This is a genomic window from Geothermobacter hydrogeniphilus (assembly GCF_002898515.1).
In the GTDB taxonomy this organism is placed as follows: Bacteria; Desulfobacterota; Desulfuromonadia; order Desulfuromonadales; family Geothermobacteraceae; genus Geothermobacter_A.
Window position 1 is genome coordinate 1 of sequence record NZ_PPFX01000016.1, and the last position, 25,855, is coordinate 25,855.

General features: G+C 60.8%; 22 protein-coding genes. 14 read left to right on the forward strand and 8 right to left on the reverse strand.

Going from position 1 to position 25,855, the window contains the following annotated elements; genetic code table 11:
- The first annotated feature begins 115 nt into the window (after positions 1-115).
- The 11 genes from C2E25_RS08315 (at position 116) to C2E25_RS08365 (ending at position 14,166) form a co-directional block, all read left to right on the forward strand.
- Positions 116-1,291 (forward strand): thiolase family protein, encoded by a 1,176-nt coding sequence (locus C2E25_RS08315; RefSeq protein WP_103115299.1) that lies wholly within the window; start codon positions 116-118, stop codon positions 1,289-1,291.
- Positions 1,292-1,519: 228 nt separating this feature from the next.
- The gene (locus C2E25_RS08320) at positions 1,520-2,377 is read left to right on the forward strand and encodes a 3-hydroxybutyryl-CoA dehydrogenase (RefSeq protein WP_103115300.1); all 858 of its coding nucleotides are present in this window, start codon (positions 1,520-1,522) and stop codon (positions 2,375-2,377) included.
- 46 nt (positions 2,378-2,423) lie between these two features.
- Positions 2,424-3,218, forward strand: coding sequence for a universal stress protein (locus tag C2E25_RS08325; RefSeq protein ID WP_103115301.1), 795 nt, complete (start codon positions 2,424-2,426; stop codon positions 3,216-3,218).
- A 79-nt stretch (positions 3,219-3,297) separates the two neighbouring features.
- Positions 3,298-4,080, forward strand: coding sequence for an enoyl-CoA hydratase-related protein (locus C2E25_RS08330; RefSeq protein ID WP_103115302.1), 783 nt, complete (start codon positions 3,298-3,300; stop codon positions 4,078-4,080).
- Positions 4,081-4,319: 239 nt separating this feature from the next.
- Positions 4,320-5,480, forward strand: coding sequence for an acyl-CoA dehydrogenase family protein (locus C2E25_RS08335; protein WP_103115303.1), 1,161 nt, complete (start codon positions 4,320-4,322; stop codon positions 5,478-5,480).
- A gap of 248 nt (positions 5,481-5,728) precedes the next feature.
- Positions 5,729-6,874 carry an acyl-CoA dehydrogenase gene (locus C2E25_RS08340; protein WP_103115304.1) on the forward strand — a complete coding sequence of 382 codons (1,146 nt, stop codon included), beginning with the start codon at positions 5,729-5,731 and terminating at the stop codon, positions 6,872-6,874.
- A 221-nt stretch (positions 6,875-7,095) separates the two neighbouring features.
- Positions 7,096-8,274, forward strand: coding sequence for an isovaleryl-CoA dehydrogenase (locus C2E25_RS08345; RefSeq protein ID WP_269845103.1), 1,179 nt, complete (start codon positions 7,096-7,098; stop codon positions 8,272-8,274).
- A 187-nt stretch (positions 8,275-8,461) separates the two neighbouring features.
- Entirely contained in the window at positions 8,462-10,069 is a 1,608-nt protein-coding gene (locus tag C2E25_RS08350; protein WP_103115305.1) for a carboxyl transferase domain-containing protein, read from the forward strand.
- Positions 10,070-10,212: 143 nt separating this feature from the next.
- The gene (locus C2E25_RS08355; RefSeq protein ID WP_103115306.1) at positions 10,213-11,010 is read left to right on the forward strand and encodes an enoyl-CoA hydratase/isomerase family protein; all 798 of its coding nucleotides are present in this window, start codon (positions 10,213-10,215) and stop codon (positions 11,008-11,010) included.
- Between the two features lie 217 nt (positions 11,011-11,227).
- Positions 11,228-13,234, forward strand: a complete 2,007-nt coding sequence (locus C2E25_RS08360; RefSeq protein WP_103115307.1) for an acetyl/propionyl/methylcrotonyl-CoA carboxylase subunit alpha — start codon at positions 11,228-11,230, stop codon at positions 13,232-13,234.
- A gap of 8 nt (positions 13,235-13,242) precedes the next feature.
- On the forward strand, positions 13,243-14,166 hold the full coding sequence (locus tag C2E25_RS08365) for a hydroxymethylglutaryl-CoA lyase (RefSeq protein WP_103115361.1): 924 nt from the start codon (positions 13,243-13,245) through the stop codon (positions 14,164-14,166).
- A 112-nt stretch (positions 14,167-14,278) separates the two neighbouring features.
- Here C2E25_RS08365 and C2E25_RS08370 read toward each other — a convergent pair whose 3' ends face one another.
- On the reverse strand, positions 14,279-14,677 hold the full coding sequence (locus tag C2E25_RS08370) for a tautomerase (RefSeq protein WP_103115308.1): 399 nt from the start codon (positions 14,675-14,677) through the stop codon (positions 14,279-14,281).
- 200 nt (positions 14,678-14,877) lie between these two features.
- On the opposite strand from C2E25_RS08370, the gene C2E25_RS08375 reads away from it, so the two are divergent.
- The 3 genes from C2E25_RS08375 (at position 14,878) to C2E25_RS08385 (ending at position 16,969) form a co-directional block, all read left to right on the forward strand.
- Positions 14,878-15,441, forward strand: a complete 564-nt coding sequence (locus C2E25_RS08375; RefSeq protein ID WP_103115309.1) for a DUF3750 domain-containing protein — start codon at positions 14,878-14,880, stop codon at positions 15,439-15,441.
- Positions 15,442-15,528: 87 nt separating this feature from the next.
- Positions 15,529-16,638 (forward strand): MBL fold metallo-hydrolase, encoded by a 1,110-nt coding sequence (locus C2E25_RS08380; protein ID WP_103115310.1) that lies wholly within the window; start codon positions 15,529-15,531, stop codon positions 16,636-16,638.
- 4 nt (positions 16,639-16,642) lie between these two features.
- Positions 16,643-16,969 carry an MGMT family protein gene (locus C2E25_RS08385; protein WP_103115311.1) on the forward strand — a complete coding sequence of 109 codons (327 nt, stop codon included), beginning with the start codon at positions 16,643-16,645 and terminating at the stop codon, positions 16,967-16,969.
- A gap of 325 nt (positions 16,970-17,294) precedes the next feature.
- On the opposite strand, the gene C2E25_RS08390 is transcribed toward C2E25_RS08385, so the two are convergent.
- The 7 genes from C2E25_RS08390 to C2E25_RS08420 form a co-directional block, all read right to left on the reverse strand.
- On the reverse strand, positions 17,295-18,185 hold the full coding sequence (locus tag C2E25_RS08390; RefSeq protein ID WP_233189380.1) for a CopD family protein: 891 nt from the start codon (positions 18,183-18,185) through the stop codon (positions 17,295-17,297).
- A gap of 198 nt (positions 18,186-18,383) precedes the next feature.
- Positions 18,384-19,682 carry a (Fe-S)-binding protein gene (locus C2E25_RS08395; RefSeq protein ID WP_103115313.1) on the reverse strand — a complete coding sequence of 433 codons (1,299 nt, stop codon included), beginning with the start codon at positions 19,680-19,682 and terminating at the stop codon, positions 18,384-18,386.
- 236 nt (positions 19,683-19,918) lie between these two features.
- Entirely contained in the window at positions 19,919-21,301 is a 1,383-nt protein-coding gene (locus tag C2E25_RS08400; protein ID WP_103115314.1) for an FAD-binding oxidoreductase, read from the reverse strand.
- 147 nt (positions 21,302-21,448) lie between these two features.
- Positions 21,449-22,789 carry a TRAP transporter large permease gene (locus C2E25_RS08405; protein WP_103115315.1) on the reverse strand — a complete coding sequence of 447 codons (1,341 nt, stop codon included), beginning with the start codon at positions 22,787-22,789 and terminating at the stop codon, positions 21,449-21,451.
- Between the two features lie 20 nt (positions 22,790-22,809).
- Positions 22,810-23,310: a TRAP transporter small permease subunit gene (locus C2E25_RS08410; protein WP_103115316.1), complete on the reverse strand. Its 501-nt coding sequence runs from the start codon at positions 23,308-23,310 to the stop codon at positions 22,810-22,812.
- Positions 23,311-23,394: 84 nt separating this feature from the next.
- On the reverse strand, positions 23,395-24,549 hold the full coding sequence (locus tag C2E25_RS08415; RefSeq protein WP_103115317.1) for a TRAP transporter substrate-binding protein: 1,155 nt from the start codon (positions 24,547-24,549) through the stop codon (positions 23,395-23,397).
- Positions 24,550-24,918: 369 nt separating this feature from the next.
- A complete protein-coding gene (locus C2E25_RS08420; protein ID WP_103115318.1) occupies positions 24,919-25,854 on the reverse strand; it encodes a 3-hydroxyacyl-CoA dehydrogenase family protein in 936 nt (311 codons plus the stop codon).
- Position 25,855 lies beyond the last annotated feature (1 nt).

Sequence of the window (25,855 nt, forward strand, 5' to 3'; positions counted from 1 at the left end):
CTAAGGGCCAAAGGCGAAAGGGAGTCCCTTGGCCGCTTGTGCCTTTACCTTTAGCCCTTGGCCGATTTTGTTTATTTCCTTAGCCGATTTTTACAAATTCGAAAGGATCCAACCTATGTCAGACGTATTCATTATCGAGGCCCTGCGGACCCCCTTCGGCAGTTTCGGCGGCAATCTTTCCGATGTCCCGGCGCCGCAGCTCGGAGCGACGGTAGTCAGGGAACTGCTGGCAAAAACCGGTGTTGCGCCTGACCAGGTCGGGCAGTTCATCGCCGGCCAGGTGATTCAGGCCGGGGTCGGCCAGGCTCCGGCCCGGCAGGCGATGCGGGCGGCAGGAATCCCCGACGGGGTTCCGGCGATGACCATCAACAAGGTCTGCGGCAGTGGTCTCAAGGCGATCATGCTGGCCGCCGACAGCATCCGTCTCGGTGACGACCAGCTTGCCATCGCCGGCGGCATGGAGAACATGTCACTGGTTCCCTACGCCCTGCCCAAGGCGCGCTACGGTATGCGCATGGGCAACGCTACGGCGATTGACCTGATGATCCATGATGCTTTGTGGGATCCCTACAGCGGTCGCCACATGGGTGAAGTGACCGAGGAAACCGTTGCCCGGCTCGGCATCAGCCGCGAGGACCAGGATGAATTTGCCATCGACTCCTATCGGCGCGCCCAGAACGCGGTCAAGGAAGGCCTGTTCGTCCGGGAAATTGCTCCGGTCTGTAAAAAGACCCGCAAGGGGGATGTCGTCATCAGCGAGGATGAAGACCCGTTCCGGGTCGATTTCGACCGATTCACGTCCCTGCGGCCCGCGTTTCGCAAAGACGGCACCCTGACCGCCGGTAATGCCTCGACCATCGCCGACGGGGCTTCCTTTGTCATGCTCGCCTCCGGTGAAGCGGTGGCGAAATACGGCCTGCAGCCGCGTGCCCGCCTGGTGGCCTACGCGACCAACAGCCTGCACCCGGACAATTTCCCCGAGGCGCCGGTCGGGGCGATTGAGCGGGCCTGTACCAAGGCCGGATTGACGGCCGGGCAGGTCGATCTGTTCGAGATCAACGAGGCTTTCGCCGCGGTGACCATGATCGCCATCCGCAAGCTCGGCCTCGACCGCGACCGGGTCAACATTAACGGCGGCGCCTGCGCCATCGGTCATCCGGTCGGCGCCAGCGGCGCCCGGCTGGTTACGACCCTGCTCAACGGACTGGAACAGCGTCAGCAGCGTTATGGTCTGGCGACCCTCTGCATCGGTGGCGGTGAGGCGGTTTCGGCGATCGTGGAACGAGTCTGACAGGAATATCGACCACGAAGACACGAAGTGACACGAGAATACCCTTTTAACGGAGAGTCGCTGAGAAGGAGAGTCGGAGAGAAAGGAGAAGGTTTCTGTTCTTTTTCAGAGAACCTTTTCTTTTATCTCCCCAATTCTGCCCCTCTCCGCCTCTGCGTTGAAGCCTTTGAATGTTTTTACGTGTTCGTGGCGAGCCCTTCACTCAAATATTCAACCTAGGAGGCGTACATGGCAATCAAGCGGATCATGGTCATCGGGGCCGGTCAGATGGGTGGCGGAATCGCCCAGGTGGCGGCCGAGGCGGGTCTGGAGGTGGTTCTCAACGACATCGACCGGTCCTTCATCGACAATCGGCTGGCGTTTATCGGCAAACTGCTCGACAAGAATATCGCCAAGGGGCGGATCAGCGAGGATGACAAGGTCGCCGTCATGTCCCGCTTGATCCCCTCGACCGATCTGGCCGATGCCGCCGGGGTCGACTTCATCGTCGAGGCCGCCGTCGAGAAGATGGAGATCAAGGAGAAGATCTTCCGTACCCTCGACGAAGTGGCCGCGCCGGGCGTGATTCTCGCCAGCAACACCTCCTCCCTGCCGATTACCGAGCTGGCGGCGGTGACCGGGCGCCCGGAGCTGGTGATCGGCATGCACTTCATGAATCCGGTGCCGGTGATGAAGCTGATCGAGGTGATTCGCGGCATCGCCACCAGTGACGCCACCTATGCCACGGTCAAGGAACTGGCGGAAAAGATGGGCAAGGTTCCGGTTGAGGTTAACGACTATCCCGGTTTCATCTCCAACCGGGTGCTGATGCCGATGATCAATGAGGCGATCTACTGCATCTACGAGGGCGTCGCTGACGCCGAGTCGATCGATACCGTGATGAAACTCGGCATGGCCCATCCGATGGGGCCGCTGACGCTGGCCGATTTCATCGGCCTCGATACCTGCCTGGCAATCATGGAGGTCCTCTATGAAGGCTTTGCCGACAGCAAGTACCGGCCCTGTCCGTTGTTGCGCAAGATGGTCAAGGCCGGCTGGCTGGGCAAGAAGAGCGGCAAGGGATTTTTCGATTACCAGAATCCGTGAGTACACTGATTTCTGGAATTAACCGTTGACACCCCGGGAGGTGAGCATGGCCTACAGGAACATCTTGGTGCACCTCGACCAGACCGACCGCAGCAGCGAACGTTTCGATCTCGCCCTGGATCTGGCAGAACGCCGGCAGGCGCGGTTGAGCGCCTTTTACTCAACATCAATGCCCTATCTCTTTCAAGGGCAGGAAAAGGAACTCCGGGATCAGGTGCAGGCGGATTGTGCCGCCCGTGCCCAACAGGCCGGAGTCGACTTTGTCTGGATTCCGGAAATCCGGAGCATGGCTCACCAGCCTCTGGCGGCGCGGTTGAGTTTTCAGGCCTTTTTCGCCGACCTGATCCTGGTCGGCCAACCGGGTCCCGAGGCTGGAGCACCGCCCGCACCGCCCCGTGACCTGCCGGAAAAAATCATTCTCACCTCCGGACGGCCGATTCTGACCATCCCCTTTGCCGGGAACTTCCAGCGGGTCGGCACCCGGGTAATGCTTGCCTGGCGGTCGGGTCGGGCCTCGGCGCGCGCGGTTTCCGACGCCCTGCCGCTGATGGTGGAGGCCGAGGCGGTTTATCTGCTCAGCTTCGCCTCCGACAGCTCGGAGCGTGAACAGTCCGAGGTGACACTGAAAAAACTTGCGGATTTTCTCGCCCTGCACGGGGTCACGGCCGAGGTTGAAGTGCGTCTGATCAGTGGAATCGGTCTGGGCGATGCTCTGCTCAACCGGGTCGCGGAAGAGGGAATCGACCTGCTGGTCGCCGGCGGCGCGCTGCCCCCGGCCCCGGCCCCGATGGCCTCGCAGCTGCTCAAACAGATGACAGTGCCGGTACTGATGTCGTCTTAGGGTGAAAGTCGGCCAAAGGTTGAAGGGCCAAAGGCTGAAGATGAGTCAACAACCAACTTAGACCCAGACGGGGGATGGAATGACATTCGAAAATTTGTTGTATGCAGTCGAGGATGGTATCGCGACGGTGACCGTCAATCGGCCCAGGGCCCTCAATGCCCTCAATGAAGCGACCCTGAAGGAGCTGATCTGTTGTTTTGCCGGCATTCGTGATGATGATGCGGTCAAGGTGGTGATCCTGACCGGAGGTGGCGAAAAAGCTTTTGTCGCCGGTGCGGATATTGCCGAAATGCACGCACTCGATGCCGTCAAGGCTGGGGAGTTTGCCCGTCTCGGGCACCGGATGACAGCAGTGATTGAAGATTTGTCCAAGCCGGTTATCGCGGCGGTCAACGGCTTCGCTCTTGGTGGCGGCTGTGAATTGGCGCTCAGTTGCGACATCCGCCTGGCGAGTGAAAACGCCCGCTTCGGCCAACCGGAGGTCAATCTCGGTGTCATTCCCGGTTTCGGCGGTACCCAGCGTCTGGCACGACTGATCGGCAAGGGGTTGGCGAGTGAACTCTTGATGACCGGTGACATGATTGATGCCGTTGAAGCCCATCGCGTCGGCCTGGTCAACAAGATTTTCCCGGCGGCGGAACTGTTGCCGGGGGCGCGTAAGATGGCAGAAAAAATTGTTTCCAAGGGGCAGGTTGCCATCGGTTTTGTCAAAAGAGCCCTGCGGGACGGACTGGAAACCGACCTGACGCGCGCCTGTGCCATGGAAGCCGACCTGTTCGGTCTCTGTTTTGCCACCGCCGACCAGAAGGAAGGGATGCAGGCCTTTCTGGAGAAGCGGCCGGCGAAGTTTACGGGGAAATAAGCTGAAAATCTTTGGGCCGCCAGGACACCAAGAGCGCCAAGAAAACCTTTTTCAACGGAGAGACGCAGAGCAGGAGAGAACGCAGAGCAAATCCAGACCTGGATTCAGGAATTTAAATTCTTCCAAATGGATTTTCTCTGTCTCTGCCCCTCTCCGCCTCTGCGTTAAACAGATTTTGACTTTCTTGGCGTTTTGAGCGAGCAGCGCGAGCGGGCGGCTTGCCAAAAAGGATCTGAATTGTGAATCTCGATCTCAACGAAGAACAGAAGTTGATCCAGCAGACCGCGAAGGAATTTGCCGAGGCGGAACTGGCCCCGGTGGCCGGACAGCTTGACCGGGGTGTTGATCAGCAGCCCTTTTTCGACAATCTGCGCAAGCTGGCTGACCTCGGCTTCATGGGGCTGAACGTGCGCGAGGAATATGGTGGTGCCGAGACCGGGGTGGTCGCCTTTTCCCTTGCCCTGACGGAGATCTCCCGTGCCTGTGCCTCGACCGCGGTGACCGTGTCGGTCAACAACATGGTCTGCGAAGTCATTCAGGCGGTCGGCAGTGAAGAGCAACGACGGCAGTACATTCCACGGATCTGTTCGGGGGAGTACCCGGCCGGTGCCTTTGCCCTGACCGAATCCGGTGCCGGTTCCGATCCGGCCGGGATGACGACCACGGCTGTCCTGGAGGGTGACCAGTGGGTTCTCAACGGCAGCAAGATCTTCATCACCAGCGCGCCCTATGCCGGAGTGTTCGTGGTCTGGGCGGTGACCGACAAGCAGGCCCCGAAAGGGAAGGGGATCAGCTGTTTCCTGATCGAGCGGGAGACCCCGGGTCTGAGTATCGGCAAGCAGGAAGAGAAGATGGGGCAACATGCCTCGGCCACCAACGAGGTTGTTTTCAGTGATTGCCGGGTGCCGAAGGATGCGTTGATGGGGCGTCTCAACGACGGGTTCCGCGTCGCGGTCGGTGAACTGGCCGGTGGTCGTATCGGCATCGGTTCCCTGGCTCTCGGCGTCGGCCTGGCAGCCATCGACTGTGCTACCCGCTATGCCCTGGAGCGCAAGCAGTTCGGCCACAATCTGGCCGATTTCCAGGCGATCCAGTGGAAAATAGCGGATACCTTCACCGAACTCGAAGCGGCCCGATTGCTGCTGATGAATGCCGCCTTCCAGAAGGAACAGGGTCGCTCCTACGCTCGAGCGGCGTCGATGGCCAAGCTGTTCGCCAGTGAAAGCGCCAACCGGGCCTGTTACGAGGCGTTGCAGATCCACGGCGGCTATGGTTACACCAGCGACTTCCCGGTCGAGCGCTACGCCCGCGACGCTCGCATCACCACCATCTACGAAGGCACCAGTGAAATCCAGCGGCTGATCATCGCCCGGGATATCCTGCGTAGTTTCGCAACCTGATAAAGACAAGGTCTTTCTGCCGCCAAGGCGCCAAGAGCGCCAAGAAAAACCATTTGAACGGAGAGCCGCAGAGAGGGAAGGGACGCAGAGAAAACAAAAGCAGTTTTTGACTTTAAACCCAAAAGATTTTCTTTCTCAGCTTCTCTCCGTCTCTGCGTTAAACCCGATTTTGACCTTCTTGGCGCTCTTGGCGTCTTGGCGGCCTGAATCGAATTATCTGAATTTTCAACCGACAACAGGAGGCATAAATGAAATTTGAATTGACCGAAGAACAGAGCCTGATCCGCCAGACGGTCCGCGAGTTCGCCGAAAAGGAGATCAAACCGGGCGCCGCGGAGCGGGATGAAACCGAAACCTTCGATCGCGCCCTGATGCACGACAAGGTTGGTGAACTCGGCCTGGCCGGTATCGTTTTTCCCGAAGAATATGGTGGCGCCGGGGCCGACTATATCAGCTACGCCATTGCCGTCGAAGAACTCTCGCGGGTTTGCGCTTCGACCGGCGTGACCCTTTCGGCGCACCTGTCCCTTGGCGCCAATCCGATCTACCTGTTCGGGACCGAGGAACAGAAGCAGCAGTTTCTGACCCCGTTGGCCCAGGGGACCAAGCTCGGAGCTTTCGCCCTGACCGAGACCGGGGCCGGTTCTGACGCCGGCGGCACCCGGACCACCGCGGTCAGGGATGGGGACAGCTGGGTTTTGAACGGTACCAAGATCTTCTGCACCAACGGTGGAGAGGCTGAGATCTACATCGTTTTCGCCCGTACCGACAAACAGGCGGAGAAACATCACGGCATCAGTGCCTTCATTGTCGAGAAGGATACCCCCGGTTTTACCTTCGGCAAGAAGGAGTCGAAGCTGGGTATCCGTTCCTCACCCACCCGTGAGCTGGTGTTCGACAATTGTCGGATTCCCCTTGCCAACCTGCTCGGCGAAGAGGGGAGTGGTTTCAAGGTGGCGATGAAAACCCTCGATGGCGGTCGCATCGGGATTGCCTCCCAGGCTCTCGGCATCGCCCAGGGAGCCTACGAGGAAGCTCTGAACTACGCCCGTGAGCGCAAACAATTCGATCAGCCGATTGCCGGTTTCCAGGCGATCCAGTTCAAGCTGGCCGACATGGCGACCGAGATCGAGGCCGCTCGGCTGCTGGTTTACCAGGCCGCCTACAAGGCGAGCGCCGGGATTCCCTATGGCAAGGATTCGGCCATGGCCAAGATGTACGCTTCCGACGTGGCAATGAAGGTGACCACCGAAGCAGTGCAGATTCACGGCGGATATGGATTTACCCGTGATTTTCCGGTTGAAAGAATGATGCGCGACGCCAAGATCACCCAGATTTACGAAGGCACCAACGAGGTGCAACGGATCGTCATCGGGGCGGCCATCACCCGCTAGCTGTCCCGGGTCAACGGACGGAGACGGCTGTTAAGCAGCGGTCGTCTCCGTCCGTTGACACCCCCCGGAAGAAGATTTGAACAGTCGCTTTACTTGTCTTTAAAGCCGTTTTATTTCAATAGGTTAGTGGAGGATTTTTAAATACGCAATCGCTTCCGGGTTTGGCACTGGGCTTGCTATTCAACAGGACAGCAGTTTCTTAACTACCGTTGGAGAAAATCATGACAGTGATCAACTATCCCGGACTTAGTTTCGACCTTGACGATACCGCCACCCTGCTGCAGGAGACGGTGCGACAATTTGCCGCCGAGGAGATTGCTCCGCGTGCCGCCGACATCGACCGGGACAATCTCTTCCCGGCCGACCTCTGGCGCAAGATGGGGGATCTCGGACTGCTGGGCGTCACCGTCAGCGAAGAGTACGGCGGGGCCGGCATGAGCTACCTTGAGCATGTCATCGCCATGGAGGAAATCAGCCGAGCCTCGGCTTCGGTGGCACTCTCCTACGGCGCTCATTCCAATCTCTGCGTTAACCAGATTTTCCGTAACGGTAATTCCGAACAAAAATCAAAATACCTGCCGAAACTGATCAGCGGCGAGCATGTCGGTGCCCTGGCGATGAGCGAGACCGGGTCCGGTTCCGATGTCGTCAGCATGAAATTGCGGGCTGATCGCCAGGGAGACGTCTTCGTCCTCAACGGGACCAAGATGTGGATCACCAACGGCCCGGATGCCGATGTGCTGGTGGTCTATGCCAAGACCGATCCGGAAGCCGGTCCGCGGGGCATCACCGCCTTCCTGATCGAGAAGGGTTTCGCCGGTTTTTCCACCGCGCAGAAGCTTGATAAACTCGGGATGCGCGGATCGAATACCTGCGAACTGGTTTTCGAGAACTGTCAGGTGCCGGTTGAGAACGTCCTCGGGGAGATCAATGGCGGGGTCAAAGTGCTGATGAGCGGCCTCGATTACGAGCGGATTGTTCTTTCCGGTGGTCCGCTGGGAATCATGGGGGCCTGCATGGATGTGGTGATCCCCTATGTTCATGAACGCAAACAGTTCGGGCACGCGATCGGCGAGTTCCAGTTGATTCAGGCCAAGCTGGCCGATATGTATACCGGTATGAATGCCTGCCGGGCCTACGTCTACGCGGTGGCCCGCGACGCCATCAGGCGCGGTGGCCGCACCCTGCGTAAAGATGCTGCCGGCGCGATCCTCTACTCCGCCGAAACGGCCACCCGGATGGCCCTCGACGCCATCCAGTGTCTCGGCGGCAATGGTTACATCAACGAATTTCCCGCCGGGCGGCTGTTGCGCGATGCCAAACTTTATGAAATCGGCGCCGGAACCAGCGAAATACGTCGCATGCTGATCGGTCGGGAGTTGTTCGCGGAAACGGAGTAGGGAAAGAATTTAACGCAGAGCCGCTGAGAAGGAGAGGCCGGAGAGAATAGCCAAACTTCAACCTGGATGGTTGACCCGTTTCAATTTCCGGGGGTTCTCTCCATCTCTATCCCTCTGCGTCTCTCCGTTAAAGAAGATTTTCGCGACCTTCAGAGTCGCCTTGAAGATTAACCGGATCGGATCATACATGAGTATTCTCAAGAGTTCATTACAGCCCGAATCAGAGGACTTCCGCCGTAACGCCGAGGTGCTGCGCGCCCAGGTTGCGGACCTGCGCGAGAAGGTGGCGCAGATCAAGCTGGGTGGCGGCGAGCGGGCGCGGGAGAAGCACCTGGCCCGCGGCAAACTGCTGCCGCGTGAACGGATCCGCCAGTTGCTTGATGTCGGTTCGCCGTTTCTCGAATTTTCCCAGTTCGCCGCCTGGGACATGTACGACGGCAAGGTCGCGGCCGGTGGGGTGATCACCGGTATCGGCCGGGTTTCCGGTCGGGAATGCCTGGTCATCGCCAACGACGCGACGGTCAAGGGAGGCTCCTACCTGCCGCTGACGGTCAAGAAGCATGTCCGGGCCCAGGAGATCGCCGAACAGAACCATCTGCCCTGCATCTACCTGGTTGATTCGGGCGGGGCTTTCCTGCCCCTGCAGGAAGACGTCTTTCCCGACCGGGACCATTTCGGACGGATTTTCTACAACCAGGCCCGGATGTCCTCCAAGGGTATCCCGCAGATCGCCGTGGTGATGGGTTCCTGCACCGCTGGGGGAGCTTACGTCCCGGCGATGGCCGACGAAAGCATCATCGTCAGGCAGCAGGGCACCATTTTTCTCGGTGGTCCGCCGCTGGTCAAGGCGGCGACCGGCGAAGTGGTCAGCGCCGAGGATCTCGGCGGCGCCGATGTTCACTGCCGCACCTCCGGAGTGACCGACCATTACGCCGCCAACGACGCCCACGCGCTCGGTCTGGCCCGGAAGATCGTCGCCAATCTCAACCGGGTCAAGCGCCCCTCGCTGGCGTTGCGCGAACCGGTCGAACCGCTCTACCCGGCCGAGGAGATCTATGGACTGATTCCGACCGACAGCCGCAAGCCTTTCGATGTCCGCGAAGTGATCGCCCGTATTGTCGACGGGTCGGAGTTCGATGAATTCAAGAAGCTCTACGGTGAAACCCTGGTCTGCGGGTTCGCTCACATCTTCGGCTACCCGGTCGGCATCGTCGCCAACAACGGCATCCTCTTCTCCGAATCGGCGCAGAAGGGTGCTCACTTCATCGAGTTGTGCAGCCAGCGCGGTATCCCGCTGGTGTTTCTGCAGAATGTCACCGGTTTCATGGTCGGCAGCAAGTACGAGGCCGGCGGCATCGCCAAGGACGGGGCCAAGATGGTGACCGCGGTTGCCTGCGCGGCGGTACCGAAGTTCACGGTACTGATCGGCGGCAGCTTCGGGGCCGGCAACTACGGCATGTGCGGTCGGGCCTACAGCCCGCGCATGCTCTGGATGTGGCCCAACGCGCGCATCTCGGTGATGGGCGGCGAACAGGCCGCCGGGGTGCTGGCCCAGGTCAAGCGGGACGGGCTGGAGGCCCGCGGCGAGGATTGGAGCGCCGAGGAGGAAGAGGCCTTCAAACAGCCGATCCGCGAACAGTATGATCGCCAGGGACATCCCTACTATGCCAGCGCCCGGCTCTGGGATGACGGCATCATCGACCCGGCCGAGACCCGCATGGTGCTCGGCCTGGGGATCTCGGCGGCGCTCAACGCGCCGGTTGAAACAACCCGCTTCGGAGTGTTCCGGATGTAGACCGGATATTTCCGCGACCGGCGGCAGGCGGGATGAAGGGATTGTCATTTCCCCCCCCCCCCCTTTCCCCTTACCCTGCTGCAAAGCGCGAGGATGGCCTGCGGCATCTGAACATTCTTCATTTCGAAAGGTGTTATTCAACCATGAGCAATGACAAACTGCTGACGGAGATCGACGACCTCGGCCGGGCGACCCTGACCCTGAATCGGCCGGAGCTGCACAACGCCTTCGATGACAGCCTGATCGCCGGGATGACGGAGGCGCTGCAGAAGTTCGCGGCCGATCCGCTGGTGCGCCTGGTGCGGCTGGCGGCGACGGGAAAGAGCTTTTCCGCCGGGGCCGATCTCGGCTGGATGCGGCGCATGGCCGACTACTCGCGTGAAGAGAATCTCGCCGATGCCATGGCCCTGGCCGAACTGCTGCGGACCCTGAACGATCTGCCCAAGCCGACTGTCGCCCTGGTCCAGGGGGCCGTCTTCGGCGGTGGAGTCGGGCTGGTGGCCGCATGTGACCTGGTGCTGGCCACGCCACGGGCCAGTTTCTGCCTTTCCGAGGTGAAGCTGGGGCTGATCCCGGCGACCATCTCCCCCTATGTGGTGGCCGCCATCGGTCCGCGCGCCGCCCGCCGCTACTTCCTCACTGCCGAGCGGTTTGATGTTGAAAGCGCGCTGCGGATGGGCCTGGTGCATGAGATCGTGGCTGCCGAAGAACTGGACCGGGAAGCGGACCGGCTGACCCGGTTGCTGCTGCAGAACGGCCCGCAGGCGATGGCGGCCGCCAAGCAGTTGGTTGCCGATGTCGCCTGGCGTCCCGTGGACGAGGATCTGCTGGCCGATACCGCCGAGCGGATCGCCGCCGCCCGGGCCAGTGACGAGGGGCGCGAAGGGCTCGGCGCGTTCCTGGAGAAACGCCGGCCGAACTGGGCGGTGGAAAAAGATTAAGAGGGCCTCCAAGGCGCCAAGACCGCCAAGAAAGGCAAAAACTGCAAACTGCTTTAACGCAGAGGTGGAGAGAGGCAGAGAAGGAGAGAAGATCTTTTGGGTTTGAAACCAAAAATCGCTTTTGATTTTCTCTGTATTCTCTCCCTCTCTGCGACTCTCCGTTAAAAGGGTTTTTCTTGGCGTCCCTGGCGCCTTGGCGGCGAAAGGTTGAAACATTATGTTCGATTCTCTACTCATAGCCAACCGCGGCGAGATTGCCTGCCGCATCATCCGCACGGCCCGGAAACTGGGCCTGCGCACCATAGCGGTCTATTCCGATGCCGACCGGCGGGCCCGGCATGTCGCCCTGGCCGACGAGGCCTGGCACATCGGCCCGGCCCCGGCGGCTCAAAGCTACCTGCAGGCCGAAAAGCTGCTCGATGTCGCCCGCCGCGCCGGGGCCGAGGCGATTCATCCCGGCTATGGTTTTCTGGCTGAAAATGCCGATTTCGCTGCCGCCTGTGGCGCCGCCGGACTGATTTTCATCGGTCCGACAGTCGAGGCGATCCGGGCCATGGGCTCAAAAAGTGCCGCCAAGTCGATCATGCAGCAGGCCGGGGTGCCGCTGGTCCCGGGCTACCATGGCGAAGACCAGGCCCTGGAGACCCTGCGCGCGGCGGCCGGTGAGATCGGCTTCCCGCTGCTGGTCAAGGCGAGTGCCGGCGGCGGAGGAAAGGGGATGCGCGTGGTGCGCGATCCGGCGGAGCTGGATGCCGCCATCGAGGGCGCCCGGCGCGAGGCCGTGGCCAGCTTCGGCGACGACAAGCTGCTGCTGGAGCGTTACCTGGAGCAGCCGCGACATGTTGAAATCCAGGTCTTTGCCGACAGCCATGGCCAGGTTCTGCACCTGTTCGAGCGTGACTGTTCGGTGCAGCGCCGTCACCAGAAAGTGCTTGAAGAGGCCCCGGCTCCCGGGATGACTGACGCGTTGCGTCGCGCGATGGGAGCGGCCGCGGTGACCGCCGCCGAGGCGATCGGTTATGTCGGCGCCGGAACGGTCGAGTTCCTGCTTGATACCGATGGCGCTTTCTATTTCATGGAGATGAACACCCGCCTCCAGGTCGAGCACCCAGTGACCGAACTGATCTCCGGGCAGGATCTGGTTGCCTGGCAGCTGCGGGTGGCCGCCGGGGAGCCGCTTCCCTGTCGCCAGGAAGAGCTCAGTATCCATGGCCACGCCATCGAGGCCAGGATCTACGCCGAGGATCCGGCACGTGATTTCCTGCCCTCCATCGGCTGCCTGCATCATCTGCAGTTTCCGTCCGAGGACGGGCATCTGCGGATCGATACCGGAGTCCGCCAGGGGGATGAGGTCAGCATCCATTACGACCCGATGATCGCCAAGCTGATCGTTTGGGACCGGGACCGACCGGCCGCCCTGCGTCGCCTGCGTCGCGCCCTGGAACAGGTCGAAGTGGCCGGGGTGAAGACCAACGTCGGTTTTTTGTCGGCGGTGGCCGGGCAGGACGACTTTGCCGCCGGTACCTTTGACACCGGCTTCATCGCGCGGCATCGTGACGAGCTGATCCCCGAGACCGCTCCGGCTTCCGACCAGGTGCTGGTGTTGGTCTCTCTCTACCTGCTGCTGAGTCGCGAAGCCGAGGCGCAGCGTGCCGCGGTCGGTTCACACGATCCCTGGTCGCCCTGGCACCTGACCGACGGCTGGCGGCTCAATGATGATAATCATCATCGTTTCTGCTTCACCGACGGCGAAACCGATGTTGAGGTCAAGGTCCATTATCGTTCGGGGGGCTGCCTGGTCGAATTGTCGTCCGGAACCATTGAAGCATCCGGATCCCTGGCGGATGACGGTTCCCTGCAGGCGTCGATCGCCGGGAGAAAGCTGCGGGCCAGGGTCGTGCGCCGGGGAGCTGAGCTGGACGTACTGGTGGCCGGGCATGCGCATCGGCTGCTGTTGCACGATCCTTACGCCGAGGCTTTTGACCAGGAGGATGCCGGCGGCAGCGTGACGGCGCCGATGCCGGGTAAGATCATCGCGGTGCTGGTCGACCAGGGGGCGCGGGTCAAGCGCGGCACGCCGTTGGTGATTCTCGAAGCGATGAAGATGGAACACACCATCACCGCTCCCGCTGACGGGGCGGTCGCGGAGCTGAACTATCAGGCCGGAGCCCTGGTGGACGAGGGTGCGCCACTGCTGGTTTTTGACGCAGATGAAGGGACCTGACGATGAGAGTGAGATTGCCGAAACGGGTCAAGATTGTCGAGGTCGGACCGCGTGACGGTCTGCAGCATGAGTCGACCGTCGTCCCGACCGAGGTGAAGATCGAACTGATCAACCGGCTTTCCGAAACCGGTCTGGCTGCCATTGAAGGGGCGAGTTTCGTATCGCCGAAGTGGATGCCGCAGATGGCTGACAGCTCCGAGGTGATGCTGGGAATCAAGCGTCGGCCGGGGGTCAGCTACCCGGTCCTGGTCCCCAATCTGCAAGGGTTGCAGGCGGCGATCGCCGCCGGCGCCGATGAGGTGGCGGTGTTCGGTGCCGCCTCGGAATCCTTCTCGCGCAAGAATATCAACTGCTCGATTGCCGTCAGTTTCGATCGTTTCGGCGAGGTCTGCGAGGCGGCCCGCAAGCAGGGTTTAAGGGTTCGCGGCTATGTTTCCTGCGCACTCGGCTGTCCCTACGAAGGCGCGGTCGATCCGGAGTCGGTCGCCTGGGTGGCCGGGCGGATGATGGAACTCGGCTGTTACGAGATTTCCCTTGGTGACACCATCGGGGTCGGCACTCCGGGCAAGGCCCGGGCGATGATCGCGGCGGTGTCACGCAAGGTCCAGGTGGAGCGCCTGGCGGTTCATTTCCATGATACCTATGGCCAGGCGCTGGCCAACATTCTCGCGGTGCTGGAGCAGGGCATTGCCGTGGTTGACAGTTCGGTGGCCGGTCTCGGCGGCTGTCCCTTCGCTCCCGGCGCTTCCGGTAATGTCGCCAGCGAGGATCTGCTCTACATGCTCAAAGGTCTCGGTGTCGAGACCGGCGTCGATCTGCAGGCGCTGGTGGCGGCAGGTCGTTATATCTCCGACTATCTCCAGCGTCCCTCCGGTTCACGCGTGGCCAATGCCCTGGCCGCGCACCAGGGTGAAGGAAAGAATTGCGCCTGAACTCTCCTCCGCCTCCTCCCGGAGAATGCTCCTCGGTTCAGGTTGGAATCCCCCCTTTTCGCAAGAGAAGGGGGGATTGCTTTGGCCGGCAACGCTGCCGACGGGTTTTTGCTCAGCCTGCCAGGGGGTCTTCCCCTTCTTCCCATCCTGCCAGGTATCTTTCCAGTAGATGAAAATCCTCCCCCCTGTGTTCGGTCAGGGTGACGTACATCTGCTCTTTGGGGATCCCCCAGGTTGCGTGCAGAAGGTCCATGAAGCCCAGGGTCAGCTTTCTGCGCTGCTCAAGGGTTCTTCCTTCTCTGATATCCGCGTTCACAAGGGCTATGCCCTTTTCCGGCTCCTTGGCCCGGCCGATGGATAAATTGTGAACTCCGAATTCGCGGATGGAAATACTTATATGGTCCGTTCCGGTATCCATCACCCGGGAAAAAAGTTGCCTGACCTTTTCAGCGAAGGAAATTTTGGCGTCATTATCCAAGATTCGATTGATCTCGAACTGTAAGTGCGGCATTTGAGCTCCATTCCGGCGGCAGTTGTCATCATTTTCTTCAACCTGAATCAGTGTGGCCGTCACTGATGCAGGTTAAATGTAACATGTACTGTAGCCGGGGGTCTGATAATGGTGGAGTTCCGCTGGAGAAATCGGGGCGGGAAGGCCCGGTATTGGCCGCAGCGAGATTGCGAGGGTAGAATGATGACTGGAGGATCGGGATGTCGCCGTCGGTAAAGACCATACTGAAACTCGTGTTGCCGTTGTGTCTGTTGGTTTTCGTCCTTGCCAACCGTGCCACCCATAGCGACTGGCATGCTGCAAGTCGCGCTTCGGCGGGGATTGCTCCCGATCCGCAAACGACCAGTGAAGCGGTGCTGCAGGTCTATGGAGCCTCTGCCTGGAGCTGGCGGGGGTGGTTCGCCATTCACACCTGGATCGCCGCCAAACCGAGCAACGCCGACCACTATCGGGTTTACGAGGTGATCGGCTGGCGGCTTAAACCCGCCGGTTCGGTGGTGCGGATCGCTGCGGACCTGCCCGACCGTTTCTGGTACGGCGAGCGGCCGCGATTGCTGAACGAGCATCGTGGAAAAGGGGTGGATGAGCTGATCGCCCGGGTCGACGCGGCGGCGCGCAGCTACCCCTGGACGAAAGTCTATAGTCTCTTTCCGGGCCCGAACAGCAATACCTTCACCGCCTGGATCGGCCTCCAGGTCCCTGAACTGCATCTGGATCTGCCTTTTTCCGCCATCGGCAGCGGCTACGCCGAACGAGGTTTGTGAGGCTTTTTGGGGGAGGGGAGGTGGAAGGGGCTTTTGTCCAACCTCACCACCGGATTCATCTCCGTCTGGAAAAGGTAGAATAATTTCATGACCCTGCGGCTGCCGTTTCGTAATCTCCAACCGAACTTCTGCTCCGGGCTGTTCGACGATCCGTTGCTGCTGATCCGCCAGCGGCCGCTCGGCAGCAACCTGCTGTTCGACTGCGGCCGGCTGCAGCACCTCGCCAAGCGCGCCCTGACCGCGATCGAGGCGGTCTTCGTCAGTCACGGCCATATGGATCACTGGATGGGGATTGATACCCTCACCCGCCATGTCTACGTCACGCCGAAGACCGTCGAGCTGTTCGGCCCGGTCGGGATCGCGGCCAAGCTGGAGAGCAAGCTGGCCGGATACGACTGGAACCTTTGTGAGCAGAACTGGGGAAGCTACCAGGTCCACGAGATCGGCAGTGAGACGATCAGGTCCCATCTTCTCTCCGGTCCCGACGGCTTCCGCCGCACGGAACTCGGAAGCCGCCCCCGGAGCAGCCGGGTTATCTTCGAGAACCACCTGCTCCGGGTTGCCGCGGAGCCCTGTGATCACCTGGTCGACTCGCTGATTTTCCGTATCGACGAGCAGCCGATCTTCATCATCGATGAAGCCTTTCTCGAACGGCACCAGTTGCTCAAGGGCCCCTGGATCAGGCAGCTGAAGCGGCGTTTTCACCGGTGGGAAGATCTTGACCTGCCGCTCACCGCCCTGCGGCGCGGGGTGGATGGCGCCGAAGAGTTCCGGATCGAGGACGTACGGGGGTTCTGCCGGGAAATTGCCGCCGAGCAGCGACCGGCCTCGATCGGCTATATCAGCGACATTGGCTGGAGTGCTGCCAATCGGGAGAAAATCACCGGGCTGCTCAGCGGGGTGACCCTGCTGCTCTGCGAAACCACCTTCTTGAGCGATGCTGTCGAACGGGCCCGCAGCTCACGACATCTCTGCAGCGCCGATGTCAACCGGCTGCTGGAGCAGCTGCGTCCGGAGTTTTTTCTGCCGATGCACCTGTCGAAAAGCTATAATCGCTGCAGTTCCCGGCTCTACCGGGAGCTGCAGATCCCGTCCGGAACCACCTTGTTGCGGATCCCCGATCTGGTCACCCCGCGGCCGCTGCTGCAGAGCGAGTTCCCCTGGCAGGAGTACCGCGCTTCCGGACCCGTGGAGTGAACCCATGAGTGCATCTCCCTCTCTTTATCAGCGCATCTATGATCGGGTTCGGCAGATCCCCGAAGGCCGGGTCACCACCTATGGCCGTATTGCCCGGCTGGTCGGCTGCGGCGCCCGCACGGTCGGCTTCGCCATGGCCGCCCTGCCGGACGGGCATGCTCTTCCCTGGCAACGGGTGATCAACAGCAAGGGCGAGGTCAGCCCCCGCGCCGCCGGCGACGGCGGAGAGATCCAGCGGCTGCTGCTGGAAGCGGAGGGTATTTTTTTTGATGCACGGGGCAGGGTGGATCTGGCGAGATTCGGCTGGGACGGTTCGGAGGATGGGAAATGAACGGCCGCGGCGCGATTCCGGCAGGCCAGAGCTTGCTGACCGCAGTCTGCACGAGCCGACCGCTTTTCCCGGGTAATTTGCGCATTGTTGTGGGATGGGGCAGCAGAAAAGCCCGGCATGGTGTCGGGCTTCGATGGGTATCGGGAGGGTTCTTTGACGCCGCCTTTTTTATTTTATCTGCTTCAGGCCTGCAGTCTTCGGAGCCACCGAGTTTCTGCCCTCAACTCCTGTTCGGCTCTCATTTATAGACGCCAAGGGTCTCCGATAGTTGGTATCTCTGTCAATTTCATTATGCACCCGTTGCCGCTTCGCGTGCAACCCGGCTTCAGTTCCAGCGCCAGAGCGCGACAACCATCAGGATAGCGATGGCCAGCCCGAGGTTGAGGTAGGCAAGCAGGTAGAAAAGCCGTTTCGGAGCAGGCTCCGTTTGCTGCCCCGTTGTCGGCAAAAGCTGACCGACATCCGGCAGTTTCAGCACCCGGTCGGCCCCGTGCGGGGCCTGGCCGAGCGCTTCGCTCAGGTCGGTCCCGGCGGGGTGGCGTTTCATGTGCTCACCGCCTTTCCAAAGAGGGCTGTTGCCGGCATTGAAGATCCGCCCCTGGAAGGCGAAGCAGACCGGGTGCCCATCCTTGCCGTCGCAGCGGGCCAACTGCTCAGTGGTCATGTCTCCGAGAACCACGTCCTGGGTCGCCCCCCTTTTCTGCCGCAGTTTCGGTCCGATCACGAACACCGCCAGCAGCGCCAGCGCCACCATGATCCCGAACAGACCAATTTTGACCAGCAGTAGGATGCCGAAACTGGTGTGCAGCAGGGTCTCGAACGAATCGACCCGTAGCCAGGTCAGGTAAGCTCCGGTTACGGCCATCACCACCATCGAGACCAGCCCGACCCGAACTTCGCTGCGCGGCAACCCCTGCGAGGCATAGGCCGGTTTGAGTACCAGATGGACGTAGAAGATGGTGCCGAACCAGAAGACTGCGGTGAACAGGTGCAGAAAACCGGCCAGCAGCCGCAGGACTCTGCCGGCCACGGGTGTGGTGACCGGTGCCCCGGCCGCCGCCTGCTGTTCTATGAAAGCCTCCCCCGCCGCAGTCAGTTCACCGCCTCCGGCCGGGTTGAGGTGGCAATAGCTGCAGTCATGACCGGTCTTCCGGGCGAACTTTTCGGTGGCTCCGGCCAGGCCGACAGAGAGCAACAGCAACAATAAAAACAGCATCGGAATTCTCATGTCTGTTGTCTTACCGACTGACGGTCGCTTTGTCAATCTGACTTCTTTTCTCTCTCCCATGTCTTGACAATCTTGACGAGATGGGAAAATCAGCACCGCCCCTGAGGTTTTCAAATCCGCAACCCCTGTCCTTGAAAGCCCCGCTACGCAGTGGACTTTCAAGGACAGGGAGAAGAGGGGAGAGAGTCACTCCGGGGTTGCCTGTCCCAACAGCTCCATCAGGTGCAGCACGTCCTGCTTTATGCCGGCCTGCTTGAGTCCCCAGGCGAGCTGCAGGTGGCAGCCGGGGTTGGCGGTGACCAGGTGGTCGGCGTCGGTGGCCTTGATGTTGTTCAGCTTGCGGTCGAGGACCTGCCGGCTCTCTTCGGTGAACTTCAGCCCCCAGGTGGCGGCTGAGCCGCAGCACCAGCTCGACTCGTTCATCTCGCGGAACTCGACCCCGGGAATCGCCTTGATCAGATCACGCGGCTGCTTTGAGACGCCCTGGGCGTGACAGAGGTGGCAGGGCTCGTGGTAGGTGACGCTGGTGTTGACCGGCTTGAGCCCTTCGCTGCGCAGCCCGGCCTCGGCGAGGAACTCCTGCACGTCGCGGATCTTCGCGCGGAACTTCTCCAGCTTTTCGTGCGGCACCAGCCCCTCGAGCAGTTCCTCGTATTCCTTCAGCGAGGCGCCACAGCCGGCACAGTCGGTGACGATGGCGTCGACATCCTCTTTTAAAAACAGCTCGAGATTGTGCAGTGCCAGCTGGCGGCTGGTTTCGCGGTCCCCTTCGGCGAGGTGCGGCGCTCCGCAGCACCTGGTCTCTTTCGGGGTGATGACATCGAAGCCCTGGTGGGCCAGCACCCGCACCGTCTGTCGGGAAACCTCAGCGTACATCAGCGACATCACGCAGCCGAGGAAGAAGGCCACCCGTCCACGTTTTTCACCCCGGGCCGGGGTCTGTGCGGGCAACTGCAGGCGCAGCGGTTTGCCGATCTTCGGCATCATCCCTTCGGCCTTCTCCATCCAGTTGGGACCGAGTTTGAGCAGGTGCGAATGGCGTACCAGCCATTGAATGCCGAGCCGCTGGTAGAGTCTGCCGGGCAGCATCGATTTCTCCAGTCGGGACGGGTCGGGCAGCATCCGTTCGAGCACGAAGTCGCGGAATTTTTTTGACAGGTGGCCGCCGGGGAAAAATTGCTGTGCCTGGCTGCGGCAGACCTCCATCACCTCGCCGGCCCTGACGCCGGAAGGGCAGGCGGTGGTGCAGGCACGACAGTCGAGGCAGAAAAAACTCTCCTCTTTCAGGGCCTCGCTGAAAGTGAGTTTGCCATCGTGGACCGCTCGCGCCAGCGCCACCCGGCCGCGCGGACTGGAACGCTCGCGACCAGTGAGGGCGAAGGTCGGACAGGTCGGCAGGCAGAAGCCGCAGCGCATGCACTGCAGCACCGATTCGTATGTCGGGGCGTCGCCGGGGGCGAAGTTGCTGGTTTTTTTATTGTTCATGTTCTTGCCGCTCGCTCTCTTCGCTCGCTCAAGACGCCAAGAACACCAAGAAGGGCAAAGACTCTTTTTAACGGAGAGACGGGGAGGTACAGAGGTGGAGAGAAAATCTTTTTGGGTTTTAAAAACCAAAAAGGTCTTATGCTCTTCTCCGCGTCCTCTCCATCTCTGCGCCTCTCCGTTGGAAAATGGTTTTCTTGGTGTGGACTTGGTGCCTTGGTGGCCGCTTTTTCTCAGCTTTAATGCGCAATAATTTTCCCCGGGTTCAGCATCCCCTGCGGATCGAAGCTGTCCTTGATCCGCCGCATCACGGCGATGCCGGCCGGACCGATCTGCCGGGCCAGGTAGTCGCGCTTGGCGACACCGATGCCGTGTTCGCCGGAGACGGTGCCGCCCCAGGCGAGGACTTTTTCGTAGAGTTCGTCGTAGAAGGCGTGGGCGCGCTGCATCTCCTCGCGGTCGCGTTCATCGCAGAGTACGGTCGGGTGGATGTTGCCGTCGCCGGCATGGCCGAAGGTGCCGACCGTGAGCCGATATTTGTCGGTCAGCCGCTCGATTTCGGCGAAGGTATCGGCCAGTTTCGAGCGGGGCACGGTGGCGTCTTCGAGCAGGGTGGTGGGCGACTTGCGCGCCAGCGCCGACAGGGCGGTGCGCCTGGCAGCGGCCAGCGAGGCGGCCTCCGCGGCGTCGGCCGCCAGTTTGACCTCAGCGGCGCCGACCTGCTGCAGGACCTTCTGTACGGCGGCGGCCTCTTCCTCGACCACCGCCGGGTGGCCGTCGACTTCGATCAGCAGCAGCGCCGCCATGTCGAGCGGCAGACCGATGCCGGCGAATTCCTCGACACAGCCGATGGTCGCCTGGTCCATGATTTCAAGGGTCGAAGGGATGATCTTGGCGGCGATGATCCGGGCCACCGCCTCGCCGGCTTTGGGCATGGTGTCGAAGTATGCGAGCAGGGTTTTCCTGGTCTGCGGCGGTGGGATCAGGCTGACGGTGATCTCACTGATGATGCCGAGGGTCCCCTCGGAGCCGACCAGCAGATCCTTGAAGGCGTAGCCGGCGACATCCTTGACGCTCTTGCCGCCGGTGTTGACGACGCTGCCGTCGGGCAGCACGCACTGCAGGGCCATGACGTAGTCGCGGGTGACGCCGTATTTCAGCCCGCGCAGGCCGCCGGCATTCTCCATCACGTTGCCGCCGAGGGTGGAGATCTTCTGCGAGCCGGGGTCGGGTGGGTAGAAGAGCCCCTTTTCCGCCACGGTGTTGAACAGGTCGAGGGTGATCACCCCCGGTTCGACGGTGGCGGTCAGGTTGGCCTGGTCGATCTCCAGGATCCGGTTCATGCGGTTGAGACAGAGAACCATGCCGCCCGAGACCGGCACCGAACCGCCCGACAGGCCGGTGCCGCTGCCGCGCGGGACGATCGGCAGTTCCTCGTCACGGGCGATCTCGATGGCGGTCAGGATGCCGTCGAGGTGGGTCGGGTAGACGGCGACATCGGGCCGTCCGGAGAGTTCGGGGGTCGAGTCGTAGCCGAGGGTCAGCAGGTCCTCCGGTTCGCTCAGGACATTTTTTGCGCCCAGTTTGTCGCGCAGGCGCGCGACCGCAGCTCGAGAAATCATCGGTGCCTCTTACGGGTAGGTGGATAAAGCGGACGCTCGGCTTTGTGCCTCAGGTGAAACTTTATCATGGAACCATGAAGCTATGAACACGTTGAAATTGGAAAGCTGATATCTGCTGAATGTCGCAGTTGAGGTTCCTTCTGTCAATCAGCCGCCGAAGAAGAGCGATGGCAACCAGGTGATGATTTCCGGGAACCCGACCAGCAGGCAAAGGCCGATCACCTGGATGACAACGAAGGGAATAATTCCGCGGTAGATGTCGCCCATGGTGTACTCGGGCGGCGCCACCCCCTTGAAATAGAAGAGGGCATAGCCGAACGGCGGGGTGAGAAACGATGTCTGCAGGTTGACGCAGACCAGCATCGCGAACCACAGCGGGTTGAAGCCGAGGTCGCCGGCGATCGGTGTGAAAATCGGCACCACCACCAGCAGGATTGCCGCCCAGTCGATGAACATCCCCATGATAAAGACCACCATCATCATGATGGCCAGTACGATATAGGGGCTGACGTCCATGCCGAGCAGCATGTCGGCGACCACGTCGCCGCCTCCCATGCTGAGAAAAACAACGGAGAACATTTTGCCGCCGATGAACAGCAGCATGATCATCGCGGTGGTGCGCAGGGTCGCCTCGCAGGCCAGCTTGAGAACCTCGAAGTTGAGTTTCCTGTTGAACAGCGCCAGCACCATGGCGCCGATACAGCCCAGGGCCGCGGCCTCGGTGGGGGTGGCGACACCGGCGAGGATGGTCCCCATGACGGTCAGGATGAGCCCGAAAGGGGGGACGAAGCTCTTGACGGTCATCATCACTTTCTGCTTCAGGGTGGCGGTCCGGTCTTCTTCGGGGATCGGTGGCCCCAGTTGCGGGTTGATGGCGCAGCGCACCGCCACATAGCTCAGGTAGAGGCTGGACAGCAGGATACCGGGCAGGATGGCGCCGGCGAACAGGTTGCCGACGGAGGTTTCCTTCAGGCCGGTCAGGCCGCCGTAGACCACCAGCATGATCGACGGCGGAATCAGGATGCCCAGGGTGCCCGAAGAACAGATGATGCCCGACGCCAGCCCGCGGTCATAGCCGCGTTTCAGCAGTGCCGGACCGGCCATCAGTCCCATGGCGACGACCGAGGCGCCGATGATGCCGGTGGTGGCGGCGAAGACTGTCGAAACTACGATGACAGCCATTCCGAGGCCGCCGCGCATGCCGCCGAGAACGATGTAGAGCGCATCGAACAGCCCCTCCGAGACCTTGGAACGGTCGAGGATCTGGGCCATGAAGATAAACAGCGGGATGGCGACCAGAACGTAATTCTGTTCGATGCCCCAGGCGTTGTTGATGAACATCTGGAACAGGGCGCTGATGTTTCCGCCGTTGTCAATCAGTCCAAAAAGAGTCGCAACACCGGCCAGGGTGATCGCCAGGGGATGCCCCAGGGCGATGGTGGCCATCAGTGTTACGAACATCAGAATCGTCAGGATTTCCGCACTCATTTCAATCTGTCTCCAGACCGTCAGTGGTCGTTTTGGCCGAGGGATTTAAAGTCTTCGATCAGTTTGGCGACGCCCTGCAGGAAAAGCAGAACAAAACCGAGTGCCATGATCGATTTGAACGGGTAGATAGCCGGAGCCCACGAGGTTGATGCGTGTTCCCACAGACTCCAGGAACTGGCCGCGTAGATAATGCCGTAAGTAGCCAGCAGCCCCACCGTGGGGATGAACAGCACCAGGGAGACAATGATGCGCAGGATGACGCGTGTGCGGGGCTGGAGCCGGGCTTCGAAGACGTCGATGGCGACGTGGCCGTTGTGTTTGTAGGTGTAGCTGAGGCCGAGGATGAAGTGGATGCCGTAGATGAAAGTGGTTGCCTCAAATCCCCAGGAGGTCGGGGCGTTGAAGACGTAGCGCATGAAAACTTCGTAAACCACGACCAGGACCAGTGGCAGGGCGAGAAAGCTGGTCAGCTTGCCGGTCGTTTCACAGAGGCGGTTGATGCCGTTTGCCAGGGGATTCATGTGATCCTCTTTCGTTTCTGCGATGCAGCACAGGGGCGGGGGCCCGATCGCCCCCGCCAGTTTTGACAGTTCCGTTGTGGCCGCTCAGTTGTGTTTGCCGGCGATGTAGTCATCGATTGGCCAGGGCACCACGCCGGCGCGTTCCTCGCGCCAGGTCACGAAGTCCCTCTTGAACTGCTCCTGGGAGTCGAGGGTCTTCTTGACATCGGGGTTCCTGGTCTTGACCGTTTCCAGGTATTCCTTGGTTTTCCTGGCAAAGGCGCTGAGGGTCTTGTCGTCCATGCGGACAAATTTGATTTTTTCCTTGAACTTGTTGATCGCCTTAACGTTGAGATTCTCGATCCAGGCGTTGGACCAGAGCTGGGTCTCCTTGGCGGCGATCTTGACGATCCACTTCAGATCGGCGGGCAGCTTGTCCCAGGCGTCCTTGTTGAAGAACACCGAACACTGCACCGACGGCTGATGGACGCCCGGTTCGATGACGTACTTGGTGATTTCGTCGAAGCCCATCGGGTAGTTGATGGCGGGGGCGGAGAATTCGGCGGCATCGATCACGCCGCGTTCCAGGGCAAGGTAGACCTCGCCGCCCGGCAGCGGTGAGACCGAGGCGCCGAGGCTGTTCATGATGTCCATGTACCAGCCCGGGGTACGGACGCGCATCCCCTTGAAATCTTCCATTTTGGTGGCTTTTTTGTTGGAGAAGAAGCCCATTTCCTGGCCGCCGTTGCCGCAGGGGAAGGCGACCAGGTTGTAGCGGCCGTAGAGTTCCTGCATCTGCTCCAGTCCGCCACGCTCATAAAGCCAGATATTGTAGCCTTCAGTGTCGAGGCCGAAGGGGACCGAGGCGAAGGAAACGAAATTCTCGTTTTTGCCTTTCCAGTAGCCGGGCCAGTCGTGTCCGACCTGGGCCGCGCCCTTGGAGACGGCGTCGAAGGTCTCCATCGCACCGACCAGTTCGCCGGCGGAAAAGACCTTGATATCGAGTCGGCCACCCGAGGCGAGTTTCACCGAGTCGGCGAAGTGCTGGGCCATGTCGTAGAACAGCAGCCCTTTGCTCCAGGGCATGACCATCTTCCAGCGGATCTTTTCATTCGAGGTCTTGATGCGGCGCAGTTCCTTCTTGACCGCGGTGTGGCGGGTGTCTTCGCCGAACTTGGCGCGTTTGGCGGCAAAGGCGTTGGGGGCGAGGACCAGGCTGATGGCGATCGCCAGGCCGATCAACAGTCTCGGTGTCTTCATGGGGCTCCTCCTCTTGGGGTGTTGAGCGGCAGATCTCAATGTCTGCCTGATGTTGACGGTATTCGGTAGACCAGTCAATGGTAAGACCAATTGTGTAAACAAAAGGCTAGGACAATTTTGCAAGACAGTCAAGAAAAAATAAAACGACGTTCTTTTACTAGGGTATTCAGGGTGTTGTGATCGATTTTGGGGAGATTGATGGGTGTCAGGCCAATTAATTTTGGAAGGATGCTTCGCGAGATGAGGTGTTCCGGAAGGGGGTAGACGAAAAGTTTGAATTGAAATCGTGAAGAAGGGGCAGAAGGGTGTGACAGGCGCAGGGACGGAGTGGCTCCCTGCGTGGCCCGAAGGGGGCCGTGGGTAGAATGATCACTCTTTACGGTGCTGTTTCAGGAGCCGGATGAACGCCAGGTTGCGAAAATGAATTTTGCCGGCGATGGTCTGCCGGTCCGGGTAGGAATAGAATCCCTGACCGGTTTTGACGCCGAGTTGCCCCCGGCGGTTCATCTCTTTGAGTACCGCAGGCGTGGTGGGCGTACAGTCGAGTTCGGGGGCAAGGTTTTTCATGACGCTCTGCCAGGTGTCCAGGCCGCCGAAATCAGCTGTCTCCAGCGGGCCGATGACCGACCAGCGGAAACCGGGTCCGGCGGTCACCGCCTGGTCTATGTCCTGTTCGCTCGCCACGCCGCTCTCAACCAGATGCAGGGCTTCGCGCAGGATGGCGGCCTGCAGGCGGTTGGCGATAAATCCCGGAACTTCTTTCTTGAGGACCACCGGAATCTTTCCGGCCTGACGCAATACATTCAAAAGGGTCGTGAGGGTCTCATCCGGAGTGTTCTCCGCCCTGACGATTTCCACCAGCGGCACCAGGTGGGCGGGGTTGAAAAAGTGCGTGATGAGCATCCGTTCCGGTTTGGCCAGCTGCCTGCTCAGTTCGCTCAACGGCAGGGTCGAGGTGTTGGACGCGATGATCGCCGTTGCCGGAGCGTGGGCCTCGATGCGGGAAAAAATCTGCCATTTCAAGGCCAGTTGTTCCGGCACGGCCTCGGTGATGAACCCGGCATCACCGACAGCTTCCTTGAGACTGGTGGTGGGAGTGATGTTGTCCAGTGTCGCCTGACACTCAGCGGCGGAGATCAGTCCTTCGTCGGCGAGCAGCATCAGGTCGGTTCCGATCAGGCTTTTCGCCTGTTCCAAGGCTTCCTCGCTGGTGTCATGCAGGGCGACGGACCAACCGTGCAGGGCATAAACCAGAGCGATCCCGCGTCCCATGATGCCGGCGCCGATGACGGCCGTTTTCTCCATC